Source organism: Streptomyces sp. NPDC031479, from assembly GCF_055581065.1.
Genome location: NZ_JBVIKC010000087.1, coordinates 1 through 12,257, shown reverse-complemented (window position 1 = coordinate 12,257; position 12,257 = coordinate 1). Strand labels below are relative to the sequence as shown.

Sequence of the window (12,257 nt, the reverse complement as noted above, 5' to 3'; positions counted from 1 at the left end):
AATCTTGCTTGTCGCTATGCCGATCATATTATTACAGTGCGTGACCGTGGTGTCTATCGTCAAGGGAAACCAGAAGAAATTATGACCACTGATTTAGTTAATCATGTGTTTGACCTTGATTGCCAAATGACGACAGATCCAATATTTGGTACACCTCTTTGCATCCCATATGGAAAAGGGCGAAAAATTTAATCGCTAATTTGAAAAACAACAAGCCTACACAGTTTAATCCTTCTGTGTAGGCTTTCATTTATTATAGCTTTGTTATAAATCTAAATATCAAGTAAATTAAAAAGTGCAGTAGATGTAAATTCATCTACTGCACTTAGTATGACCCGTACGGGATTCGAACCCGTGTTACCGCCGTGAAAGGGCGGTGTCTTAACCACTTGACCAACGGGCCCATGGCGGAGAAGGAGGGATTTGAACCCTCGCGCCGGTTACCCGACCTACACCCTTAGCAGGGGCGCCTCTTCAGCCTCTTGAGTACTTCCCCAAAATAAAAATGGCTCCGAAGGCAGGACTCGAACCTGCGACAACCTGATTAACAGTCAGGTGCTACTACCAACTGAGCTACTTCGGAATAATGGTGGGCCTAAATGGACTCGAACCATCGACCTCACGCTTATCAGGCGTGCGCTCTAACCAGCTGAGCTATAGGCCCTTGGAGCGGGTGATGAGAATCGAACTCACGACATCAGCTTGGAAGGCTGAGGTTTTACCATTAAACTACACCCGCATAAATGGTGGGTCAGGACGGAATCGAACCGCCGACACTTAGAGCTTCAATCTAATGCTCTACCAACTGAGCTACTGACCCATTTCGTCCATGCTAAGCTTGCTCACTCTTTTGCTTCTCATGACTTTTATCTTTAAAAATGGCGGTCCCGACCGGGATCGAACCGGCGATCTCCTGCGTGACAGGCAGGCATGTTAACCGCTACACCACGGGACCATTTGGTTGCGGGGGCTGGATTTGAACCAACGACCTTCGGGTTATGAGCCCGACGAGCTACCACTGCTCCACCCCGCGATAATTTTATGTTGTTTCGAGTTTTTAAAGCACCATTTATAAAAATTTAAAACTGGAGGAGGTAGAGGGATTCGAACCCCCGCGCGGTGTTACCCGCCTGTCGGTTTTCAAGACCGATCCCTTCAGCCAGACTTGGGTATACCTCCGTTACAATATATAAATGGTGGACCTTGCAGGACTCGAACCTGCGACCGGACGGTTATGAGCCGTCTGCTCTAACCAACTGAGCTAAAGGTCCTTTAAGATGGCGGCAGAGGGGATCGAACCCCCGACCTTACGGGTATGAACCGTACGCTCTAGCCAGCTGAGCTACGCCGCCAGGATCTTTATACTGGTTAATTTACTTATGGTGGAGCCTAGCGGGATCGAACCGCTGACCTCCTGCGTGCAAGGCAGGCGCTCTCCCAGCTGAGCTAAGGCCCCATAATCTTTTTGGAAATGGTCGGGAAGACAGGATTCGAACCTGCGACCCCTTGGTCCCAAACCAAGTGCTCTACCAAGCTGAGCTACTTCCCGTTGTTCTTATGGCGCGCCCGACAGGAGTCGAACCCATAACCTTCTGATCCGTAGTCAGACGCTCTATCCAATTGAGCTACGGGCGCATTTAAAATGGTGCCGAGGACCGGAATCGAACCGGTACGGTAGTCACCTACCGCAGGATTTTAAGTCCTGTGCGTCTGCCAGTTCCGCCACCCCGGCACATTTGGAGCGGAAGACGAGGTTCGAACTCGCGACCCCCACCTTGGCAAGGTGGTGTTCTACCACTGAACTACTTCCGCATGTGCATAAGCTTTTTTATCTGGCAATGAAAATAATGGTGCGGGTGAAGGGAGTCGAACCCCCACGCCTTGCGGCGCTAGATCCTAAGTCTAGTGCGTCTGCCAATTCCGCCACACCCGCTTATTATTATTTATAAATGGTGAGCCATGAAGGACTCGAACCTTCGACCCTCTGATTAAAAGTCAGATGCTCTACCAACTGAGCTAATGGCTCGAAAAAATGGTGCCGGCTATAGGAATCGAACCCACGACCTACTGATTACAAGTCAGTTGCTCTACCTGCTGAGCTAAACCGGCATATGGTGGAGGATGACGGGCTCGAACCGCCGACCCTCTGCTTGTAAGGCAGATGCTCTCCCAGCTGAGCTAATCCTCCTGGGTATTATGCCTAGCGACGTCCTACTCTCACAGGGGGAAGCCCCCAACTACCATCGGCGCTAAAGAGCTTAACTTCCGTGTTCGGTATGGGAACGGGTGTGACCTCTTTGCCATCATCACTAGACTTTGTATTTAATTGAAAGATTTATTCTTTCAAAACTGGATAAACGGTGCATTGAATGTTTCAAACTTTTTTGGTTAAGTCCTCGATCGATTAGTATTCGTCAGCTCCATGTGTCACCACACTTCCACCTCGAACCTATCTACCTCATCGTCTTTGAGGGATCTTACTTACTTGCGTAATGGGAAATCTCATCTTGAGGGGGGCTTCATGCTTAGATGCTTTCAGCACTTATCCCGTCCACACATAGCTACCCAGCGATGCCTTTGGCAAGACAACTGGTACACCAGCGGTGTGTCCATCCCGGTCCTCTCGTACTAAGGACAGCTCCTCTCAAATTTCCTACGCCCACGACGGATAGGGACCGAACTGTCTCACGACGTTCTGAACCCAGCTCGCGTACCGCTTTAATGGGCGAACAGCCCAACCCTTGGGACCGACTACAGCCCCAGGATGCGATGAGCCGACATCGAGGTGCCAAACCTCCCCGTCGATGTGGACTCTTGGGGGAGATAAGCCTGTTATCCCCGGGGTAGCTTTTATCCGTTGAGCGATGGCCCTTCCATGCGGAACCACCGGATCACTAAGCCCGTCTTTCGACCCTGCTCGACTTGTAGGTCTCGCAGTCAAGCTCCCTTGTGCCTTTACACTCTACGAATGATTTCCAACCATTCTGAGGGAACCTTTGGGCGCCTCCGTTACCTTTTAGGAGGCGACCGCCCCAGTCAAACTGTCCGCCTGACACTGTCTCCTGCCCCGCTAAGGGGCATGGGTTAGAATTTCAATACAACCAGGGTAGTATCCCACCGACGCCTCCTTCGAAGCTGGCGCTCCGAGATCTCTGGCTCCTACCTATCCTGTACAAGTTGTACCAAAATTCAATATCAGGCTACAGTAAAGCTCCACGGGGTCTTTCCGTCCTGTCGCGGGTAACCTGCATCTTCACAGGTACTATAATTTCACCGAGTCTCTCGTTGAGACAGTGCCCAGATCGTTACGCCTTTCGTGCGGGTCGGAACTTACCCGACAAGGAATTTCGCTACCTTAGGACCGTTATAGTTACGGCCGCCGTTTACTGGGGCTTCAATTCGCAGCTTCGCTTGCGCTAACCACTCCTCTTAACCTTCCAGCACCGGGCAGGCGTCAGCCCCTATACGTCACCTTACGGTTTTGCAGAGACCTGTGTTTTTGCTAAACAGTCGCCTGGGCCTATTCACTGCGGCTCTCATGCGCTTGCACGCTCAAGAGCACCCCTTCTCCCGAAGTTACGGGGTCATTTTGCCGAGTTCCTTAACGAGAGTTCTCTCGCACACCTTAGGATTCTCTCCTCGACTACCTGTGTCGGTTTGCGGTACGGGCACCTCTCACCTCGATAGAGGCTTTTCTTGGCAGTGTGAAATCAGGAACTTCGTCCATACGGACTCGCCATCACAGCTCAACGTTACAGTGTGCGGATTTGCCTACACACACGCCTTACTGCTTGGACGCGCACAACCAACGGCGCGCTTACCCTATCCTACTGCGTCCCCCCATTTCTCAAACGGTGAGGAGGTGGTACAGGAATATCAACCTGTTGTCCATCGCCTACGCCTATCGGCCTCGGCTTAGGTCCCGACTAACCCTGAGCGGACGAGCCTTCCTCAGGAAACCTTAGTCATACGGTGGACGGGATTCTCACCCGTCTTTCGCTACTCATACCGGCATTCTCACTTCTAAGCGCTCCACCAGTCCTTCCGATCTGACTTCAACGCACTTAGAACGCTCTCCTACCACTGACATCGTAGATGTCAATCCACAGCTTCGGTGAATCGTTTAGCCCCGATACATTTTCGGCGCAGCGTCACTCGACCAGTGAGCTATTACGCACTCTTTAAATGATGGCTGCTTCTAAGCCAACATCCTGGTTGTCTGTGCAACGCCACATCCTTTTCCACTTAACGATTACTTTGGGACCTTAGCTGGTGGTCTGGGCTGTTTCCCTTTTGACTACGGATCTTATCACTCGCAGTCTGACTCCCGTGTATAAATATCTGGCATTCGGAGTTTGTCTGAATTCGGTAAACCGGGATGGCCCCCTAGTCCAAACAGTGCTCTACCTCCAGTATTCTCATCACGAGGCTAGCCCTAAAGCTATTTCGGAGAGAACCAGCTATCTCCAAGTTCGATTGGAATTTCTCCGCTACCCACACCTCATCCCCGCACTTTTCAACGTGCGTGGGTTCGGGCCTCCAGTAAGTGTTACCTCACCTTCACCCTGGACATGGGTAGATCACCTGGTTTCGGGTCTACGACCACGTACTACTTCGCCCTATTCAGACTCGCTTTCGCTGCGGCTCCGCCTTCTAAAGCTTAACCTTGCACGTAATCGTAACTCGCCGGTTCATTCTACAAAAGGCACGCTATCACCCATTAACGGGCTCTAACTACTTGTAGGCACACGGTTTCAGGATCTCTTTCACTCCCCTTCCGGGGTGCTTTTCACCTTTCCCTCACGGTACTGGTTCACTATCGGTCACTAGGTAGTATTTAGCCTTGGGAGATGGTCCTCCCGGATTCCGACGGAATTTCACGTGTTCCGCCGTACTCAGGATCCACTCAGGAGAGAACGAACTTTCGACTACAGGGCTTTTACCTGCTCTGGCGGACCTTTCCAAGTCGCTTCATCTAACTCGCTCTTTTGTAACTCCGTATAGAGTGTCCTACAACCCCAAGAGGCAAGCCTCTTGGTTTGGGCTCTTCCCGTTTCGCTCGCCGCTACTCAGGGAATCGATTTTTCTTTCTCTTCCTCCAGGTACTTAGATGTTTCAGTTCCCTGGGTCTGCCTTCAAGACGCTATGTATTCACGTCAAGATACTACGCGATTAAACGTAGTGGGTTCCCCCATTCGGAAATCTCCGGATCAAAGCTCACTTACAGCTCCCCGAAGCATATCGGTGTTAGTGCCGTCCTTCTTCGGCTCCTAGTGCCAAGGCATTCGCCGTGCGCCCTTAATAACTTAACCAAGTTATTAAGCCTATAAAAAACTTAAAAAATAAATGTGTTTGTTACAATTTCAATGTCGTTTTATCCAGTTTTCAAAGAACAAGTTTTGAAGTGTTTCATTCAGATAGAATGAACCTTCAAAACTGAACGCAAAACGTAATCTTACAAACCCAAGGTTTGTATTCCGAAATAATCCTTAGAAAGGAGGTGATCCAGCCGCACCTTCCGATACGGCTACCTTGTTACGACTTCACCCCAATCATCTATCCCACCTTCGGCGGCTGGCTCCAAAAGGTTACCTCACCGACTTCGGGTGTTACAAACTCTCGTGGTGTGACGGGCGGTGTGTACAAGGCCCGGGAACGTATTCACCGCGGCATGCTGATCCGCGATTACTAGCGATTCCGGCTTCATGTAGGCGAGTTGCAGCCTACAATCCGAACTGAGAACGACTTTATCGGATTAGCTCCCTCTCGCGAGTTGGCAACCGTTTGTATCGTCCATTGTAGCACGTGTGTAGCCCAGGTCATAAGGGGCATGATGATTTGACGTCATCCCCACCTTCCTCCGGTTTGTCACCGGCAGTCACCTTAGAGTGCCCAACTAAATGATGGCAACTAAGATCAAGGGTTGCGCTCGTTGCGGGACTTAACCCAACATCTCACGACACGAGCTGACGACAACCATGCACCACCTGTCACCGTTGCCCCCGAAGGGGAAACTATATCTCTACAGTGGTCAACGGGATGTCAAGACCTGGTAAGGTTCTTCGCGTTGCTTCGAATTAAACCACATGCTCCACCGCTTGTGCGGGCCCCCGTCAATTCCTTTGAGTTTCAGTCTTGCGACCGTACTCCCCAGGCGGAGTGCTTAATGCGTTAGCTGCAGCACTAAGGGGCGGAAACCCCCTAACACTTAGCACTCATCGTTTACGGCGTGGACTACCAGGGTATCTAATCCTGTTTGCTCCCCACGCTTTCGCGCCTCAGCGTCAGTTACAGACCAGAAAGTCGCCTTCGCCACTGGTGTTCCTCCAAATCTCTACGCATTTCACCGCTACACTTGGAATTCCACTTTCCTCTTCTGCACTCAAGTCCCCCAGTTTCCAATGACCCTCCACGGTTGAGCCGTGGGCTTTCACATCAGACTTAAAGGACCGCCTGCGCGCGCTTTACGCCCAATAATTCCGGACAACGCTTGCCACCTACGTATTACCGCGGCTGCTGGCACGTAGTTAGCCGTGGCTTTCTAATAAGGTACCGTCAAGGTACAGCCAGTTACTACTGTACTTGTTCTTCCCTTACAACAGAGTTTTACGATCCGAAAACCTTCTTCACTCACGCGGCGTTGCTCCATCAGGCTTTCGCCCATTGTGGAAGATTCCCTACTGCTGCCTCCCGTAGGAGTCTGGGCCGTGTCTCAGTCCCAGTGTGGCCGATCACCCTCTCAGGTCGGCTACGCATCGTCGCCTTGGTGAGCCGTTACCTCACCAACTAGCTAATGCGCCGCGGGCCCATCCTATAGCGACAGCCGAAACCGTCTTTCAGTCTTTTGCCATGAAGCAAAAGAGATTATTCGGTATTAGCCCCGGTTTCCCGGAGTTATCCCAAACTATAGGGTAGGTTGCCCACGTGTTACTCACCCGTCCGCCGCTAACGTCAAAGGAGCAAGCTCCTTTTCTGTTCGCTCGACTTGCATGTATTAGGCACGCCGCCAGCGTTCGTCCTGAGCCAGGATCAAACTCTCCATAAAAGAAATTTGATTAGCTCAAATTTTGCTGGCATCATGTTTGATGTCCAAAATTGTGTTTCGTTCACTAGCAAAACTAGCTACTTAAAACTTTATTGATTACGTTTTGCTTGTTCAGTTTTCAAGGTTCATTTTGTTTATTTCGTTGTCACCTCTTGGCGACTCATTTATAATATCAAGATTCCAAAACAAAGTCAACAGTTTCTCCAAAAATATTTTAATACAATATATAAATGTTTCAAAAAACAATTATGGTTAAAATGCTCACTATTTAATTGATTACTATTATTACGAAGTGTTTGTTAAAAAAAAATTATATTAGCACTTGCGTAGAGTACATCTCTTACCTAATAAAAAAAGGCAAACCACATAATATAGTTTGCCCGTCTATCTATAAATTAGTTATGATACGTGAAATATAAAAACTGCGATTTTTCCCTAAATCAAAAATTTCCCCTGAATGAATTAATTTAATAAGTGGTCGTGTTGGGGCAAATTTATTTACAAACATTACTTCCCCACGTTCTAAATTAGAAAGCTCTACAATTGTACCTATCGGAAGATCTGCAACAATATCAATTAATGCACGTACTACTTTAATATCAAATTTACCAAACTCAGATTCATTAATCATTTCAATTACTTTAAATGAAGATTGTTTCGTTCTATATACTCGTTCACATGTCATAGCATGAAAAACGTCTGCAACAGCAATGATTTGTGCAAATATAGAAATATTGGCGATCTTTTCGTTCTTCGGATATCCACTACCATTTAAACGTTCATGATGTTGGAAGATTGCTTCTTTCATCGTTTCCTTTAAAATGGTCAAATCTTTCACCATATTATGGCTATAAATCGGGTGTTTATATATCTCATCATATTCTTGCTCTGTTAATGGTGTCTTCTTATCCCTGATACGAGGATGTACTTTAGCCATACCACAATCAGCCAATAAACCACCGATGGCTACTTGAATAGTGGTTCCTCTATCATAACCAAGTTTTTGAGCAATAACTGAGGCAATCAGACCAGTTGCTACACAATGATGATACAGGTAGTCTTTTGGATTTGAATACTCATTTAAATCAAAAATAATAGTACGATCTTCTAGTACCATCTCTACTAAAGGTAAAATAATTGTTCTGGCCTTTGCAATATCCACCTTGGCGCCCGCTTCCCAGTTTTTAAATTCTTTTTTAAACTGTTCGACAGAATGATTATAGATTTTCCTAAAAGTTGGAAGTTCTTCTATTATAACTTCGACATCACTTTCATTCTTTTCTACACGAATATCATTTTCACTTTTATAAACGGGGACGGTGAAAATATTAAATGCATGAAAAACTTGCAAGTGTACATAAGAAATCATTGTATCTTTGAAAATAATCGGATACTGTGTATTAGCAAATATATCTTCAGAAATTACCTTGCCAACACCTAGCTCTGAAATTGGAACATGTATAGTTTCCACAGAATGAACACCTCTCCACTATTTCTTGCTTCAAAATAAGGTATTATCATTTTATCATGGAATTCAAAATAATTACTTATTTTTCATTATTTACGTAAAAAAACCGATGACGACATTCAATAATGTCGTCATCGGATTATATTATTCTTCGACTTCCTCTTCGTCTTCAAAAGACTCTTCTGCTTTTTCCACTTTAGCGACAGTTGCAACCAATTCGTCATCTCCTAGTCGAATTAAACGTACACCTTGCGTACTGCGCCCAATTAATGAAATATCATTTACATCCATACGGATAAGCATACCATTAATAGTTATAAGCATTAAATCCTCAGAACCATCGACGGTTTTTACAGCCACCATTGGACCATTCTTATCTGTAATCTGAATAGTTTTCAGTCCTACTCCACCACGACTTTGTAAACGATAGTCCTCTTCAGAAGTACGTTTACCGTAACCTTTTTCAGTTACTACTAATATTTCTTGCCCTGGTTCAACAATCTCCATGCCAACTACTTCATCACCATCACGTAGCTTAATGCCTCGAACACCACCAGCTGTACGGCCCATAGATCGAATGTCGTCTTCTTGGAAACGAACGAGCATACCATCGCGAGTACCAATAATCACTTGTTTCTCTCCATCTGTAAGACGTACCGAAATAAGATCGTCGTCTTCTCTCAAGCTGATTGCGATTAAACCATTTGTTCGGATGTTAGCAAATTGTGATACAGGGGTACGTTTTGTAATACCTGTTTTTGTGGTAAAGATAAAGTAAGCATCTTCATCAAACGACGCAACACGAATCATAGCTGTTACTTTTTCGCCTTTTTCTATATTAAGCAAGTTTACGATTGGTAACCCTTTAGCAGTACGACCGAACTCAGGAATTTCATATCCTTTTGCTCTAAATACTTTACCTTTAGACGTGAAGAATAAAATTGTATCGTGGGTAGAAGTATTCATTAGATGCTCTACAAAGTCGTCTTCATTTGTACCCATTCCTTGTACACCACGACCACCACGCTTTTGACTACGATATGTATTCGCAGCTAAACGCTTGATATAGCCATTATGTGTTAAAGTAACAACTGAGTTTTCAACAGGAATTAAATCCTCATCCTCAATCATTTCAATTCCACCTGATGTAATCTCAGTACGGCGTGTATCATTAAAACGTTCTTTCAACTCTAAGATTTCAGTACGAATAATATCTACAATTTTCTCTTCATCTGCTAAGATTGCCTTTAATTCAGCTATAAGAACTTGAAGCTCTTGATATTCTGCTTCAATTTTTTCACGTTCTAAGCCACTTAATCGAACGAGGCGCATATCTAAAATAGCTTGAGCCTGACGCTCCGATAAGCTAAAGCGTTCCATTAATTGAGGTTTTGCTTCTTCACCACTACGTGAACCACGTATAATAGCGATTATTTCATCAATATGATCGAGTGCGATTCGTAAGCCTTCTAAAATGTGAGCGCGGTCTTCAGCTTTTCGAAGATCAAACTCTGTACGACGACGAATAATTACTTTTTGGTGTTCTAAATAATGGTATAGCATTTCTTTTAAGCCTAATACTTTAGGCTGACCGTTTACTAAAGATAGCATATTGATACCGAAGCTAGATTGCATAGCTGTTTGTTTATATAAATTATTTAGTACAACATTAGCATTTGCATCTTTACGAACTTCAATCACTACACGCATACCACGACGGTCTGATTCATCACGTAAATTTGTGATTCCATCTATTTTTTTATCACGTACAAGCTCTGCAATTTTTTCAATAAGCTTAGCCTTATTCACTTGGTAAGGCAATTCATGAATAAGAATAGTTTCCTTACCATTTGCCTTTTGCTCAATTTCCACTTTCGCACGGATGATAATGGAACCTCGACCAGTTTCATAGGCTCTACGAATACCACTACGTCCTAAAATTAATCCACCAGTAGGAAAATCAGGGCCAGGAATGATTTCCATCAGCTCTTCAGTCGTAATGGCCGGATTTTCAGAAAGTGCTATAACAGCATCAATTGTTTCGCCCAATTGATGCGGAGGAATATTTGTTGCCATACCTACAGCAATCCCTGCAGCACCGTTTACTAAAAGATTTGGATAGCGACTTGGTAAAACTATTGGTTCTTTTTCTGATCCATCATAGTTATCTGTATAGTCAATTGTATCTTTATTAATATCACGGAGCATTTCCATTGCTATTTTAGACATACGTGATTCTGTATAACGCATGGCTGCTGCGCCATCACCATCAACAGAACCGAAGTTTCCGTGACCATCAACAAGCATGTAGCGATAGCTAAAATCTTGTGCCATACGTACCATTGCATCATAGATGGAAGAGTCACCATGTGGATGGTACTTACCCATTACATCCCCAACGATACGTGCTGACTTTTTGTAGGCTTTATCTGCTGTATTACCTAATTCCTGCATCCCATATAAAATACGACGATGAACTGGTTTTAATCCATCACGTACATCAGGTAATGCACGTGATACAATTACACTCATTGCATAATCAAGAAAGGATGTTTCAATTTCTTCTGTTATATTAACTCCTTTAACACCGGAGCGTTCTTGTTCTGACAAAGTGTAGACCTCCTCTCAAGAAAAATTAGATATCTAAATTAGCGTATACGGCATTTTCCTCGATAAATTGACGACGAGGTTCAACTTCATCGCCCATTAAACGTTCAAATGCTTGGTTTGCTTTAATTGCATCATCTAATTCTACTTGTAATAATGTGCGGTACTCAGGATCCATTGTTGTTTCCCAAAGCTGCTCAGCGTTCATTTCTCCAAGACCTTTATAACGCTGCACATTTGGCTTTGGCATTTTTGGTAGCCGTTCTAAAATTTCTTTTAATGTCTCTTCATCATAGCAATACTCAATATGTTTACCTTGTTTCACTTGATAAAGTGGTGGCTGTGCAATATAAATATAGCCTGCTTCTATAAGTGGTCGAAGGAAACGGAAGAAGAATGTTAAAAGTAATGTACGAATATGTGCCCCATCGACATCGGCATCTGTCATGATAATGATTTTATGATAACGAGCTTTCTCTAAATTAAACTCCTCACCAATACCTGTGCCGAATGCTGTTATCATCGCACGGATTTCCGCATTAGATAAGATTTTATCTAAACGAGCTTTCTCAACGTTAAGGATTTTACCACGTAAAGGTAAAATTGCTTGGAAGTGTCGATCACGTCCAGATTTAGCCGAACCGCCGGCAGAATCACCCTCAACAATATAAATTTCACAATCAGCTGGGTTAGTAGAAGAACAGTCAGCTAATTTACCCGGTAAGCTAGATACTTCGAGGGCATTTTTACGACGAGTAAACTCACGTGCTTTTTTCGCAGCTACACGAGCACGGGCTGCCATTAATCCTTTTTCCACAATCTTTCGTGCAACCGTTGGATTTTCTAACATAAAACGCTCAAAGCCATCTGAGAACAAAGAATTGGTAATTTGACTTACTTCTGAATTCCCTAACTTTGTTTTTGTTTGTCCTTCAAATTGCGGATCTGGGTGTTTAACAGAAACTATAGCTGTTAACCCTTCTCGTACATCCTCACCTGTAAGATTAGCGTCAGATTCTTTTAGTAAACCACTTTTTCGTGCATAGTCATTAATAACGCGTGTAAGGGCTGTTTTAAACCCTGACTCATGTGTACCGCCCTCATACGTATTAATGTTATTAGCAAATGAAAAAATAT

The 12,257-nt window shown here is 44.9% G+C and carries 3 protein-coding genes, 20 tRNA genes, 3 rRNA genes and 1 pseudogene; 1 reads left to right on the top strand and 26 read right to left on the bottom strand.

The genetic code is table 11. The annotated features are described in order from the left end of the window. Positions 1–192, top strand: a pseudogene (locus ACZ5D2_RS40450) (ABC transporter ATP-binding protein); the annotation flags it as partial. A gap of 139 nt (positions 193–331) precedes the next feature. On the opposite strand, the gene ACZ5D2_RS40445 reads toward ACZ5D2_RS40450, so the two are convergent. The 26 genes from ACZ5D2_RS40445 to ACZ5D2_RS40320 all read right to left on the bottom strand — a co-directional run. Then, positions 332–403 (bottom strand) — tRNA-Glu (locus ACZ5D2_RS40445). A 2-nt stretch (positions 404–405) separates the two neighbouring features. Next, positions 406–496, bottom strand: a tRNA-Ser gene (locus tag ACZ5D2_RS40440). Between the two features lie 10 nt (positions 497–506). Beyond that, a tRNA-Asn gene (locus ACZ5D2_RS40435) sits at positions 507–583 on the bottom strand. Between the two features lie 4 nt (positions 584–587). Beyond that, a tRNA-Ile gene (locus ACZ5D2_RS40430) sits at positions 588–664 on the bottom strand. A gap of 1 nt (position 665) precedes the next feature. Next, a tRNA-Gly gene (locus tag ACZ5D2_RS40425) sits at positions 666–739 on the bottom strand. A 5-nt stretch (positions 740–744) separates the two neighbouring features. Beyond that, positions 745–820, bottom strand: a tRNA-Phe gene (locus ACZ5D2_RS40420). A 59-nt stretch (positions 821–879) separates the two neighbouring features. Then, a tRNA-Asp gene (locus ACZ5D2_RS40415) sits at positions 880–955 on the bottom strand. 3 nt (positions 956–958) lie between these two features. After that, positions 959–1,033 (bottom strand) — tRNA-Met (locus ACZ5D2_RS40410). A 53-nt stretch (positions 1,034–1,086) separates the two neighbouring features. Continuing rightward, positions 1,087–1,179 (bottom strand) — tRNA-Ser (locus tag ACZ5D2_RS40405). 15 nt (positions 1,180–1,194) lie between these two features. Continuing rightward, positions 1,195–1,271: transfer RNA gene (locus ACZ5D2_RS40400), tRNA-Ile, on the bottom strand. A 7-nt stretch (positions 1,272–1,278) separates the two neighbouring features. Next, positions 1,279–1,352, bottom strand: a tRNA-Met gene (locus tag ACZ5D2_RS40395). A gap of 28 nt (positions 1,353–1,380) precedes the next feature. Then, positions 1,381–1,456: transfer RNA gene (locus ACZ5D2_RS40390), tRNA-Ala, on the bottom strand. 16 nt (positions 1,457–1,472) lie between these two features. Next, positions 1,473–1,549: transfer RNA gene (locus ACZ5D2_RS40385), tRNA-Pro, on the bottom strand. Between the two features lie 9 nt (positions 1,550–1,558). Further along, a tRNA-Arg gene (locus tag ACZ5D2_RS40380) sits at positions 1,559–1,635 on the bottom strand. A gap of 8 nt (positions 1,636–1,643) precedes the next feature. Then, positions 1,644–1,732 (bottom strand) — tRNA-Leu (locus ACZ5D2_RS40375). Positions 1,733–1,737: 5 nt separating this feature from the next. Continuing rightward, positions 1,738–1,812, bottom strand: a tRNA-Gly gene (locus ACZ5D2_RS40370). A gap of 36 nt (positions 1,813–1,848) precedes the next feature. Beyond that, positions 1,849–1,933 (bottom strand) — tRNA-Leu (locus tag ACZ5D2_RS40365). A 17-nt stretch (positions 1,934–1,950) separates the two neighbouring features. Beyond that, positions 1,951–2,026 (bottom strand) — tRNA-Lys (locus tag ACZ5D2_RS40360). A 7-nt stretch (positions 2,027–2,033) separates the two neighbouring features. Next, positions 2,034–2,109: transfer RNA gene (locus ACZ5D2_RS40355), tRNA-Thr, on the bottom strand. 3 nt (positions 2,110–2,112) lie between these two features. Next, positions 2,113–2,188: transfer RNA gene (locus ACZ5D2_RS40350), tRNA-Val, on the bottom strand. Positions 2,189–2,198: 10 nt separating this feature from the next. After that, a 5S ribosomal RNA gene (gene rrf, locus ACZ5D2_RS40345) occupies positions 2,199–2,314 on the bottom strand. A gap of 70 nt (positions 2,315–2,384) precedes the next feature. After that, a 23S ribosomal RNA gene (locus ACZ5D2_RS40340) occupies positions 2,385–5,312 on the bottom strand. Positions 5,313–5,493: 181 nt separating this feature from the next. Next, positions 5,494–7,045, bottom strand: a 16S ribosomal RNA gene (locus tag ACZ5D2_RS40335). Together the 16S, 23S and 5S rRNA genes with 20 tRNA genes alongside form the textbook arrangement of a ribosomal RNA operon. A gap of 388 nt (positions 7,046–7,433) precedes the next feature. Next, the gene (locus ACZ5D2_RS40330; protein ID WP_048395194.1) at positions 7,434–8,516 is read right to left on the bottom strand and encodes an HD-GYP domain-containing protein; all 1,083 of its coding nucleotides are present in this window, start codon (positions 8,514–8,516) and stop codon (positions 7,434–7,436) included. Between the two features lie 141 nt (positions 8,517–8,657). Then, positions 8,658–11,123: a DNA gyrase subunit A gene (gene gyrA / locus ACZ5D2_RS40325; RefSeq protein WP_066038361.1), complete on the bottom strand. Its 2,466-nt coding sequence runs from the start codon at positions 11,121–11,123 to the stop codon at positions 8,658–8,660. 25 nt (positions 11,124–11,148) lie between these two features. After that, a partial coding sequence (locus ACZ5D2_RS40320; RefSeq protein WP_468936681.1) for a toprim domain-containing protein occupies positions 11,149–12,257 on the bottom strand: 1,109 nt, incomplete at its 5' end.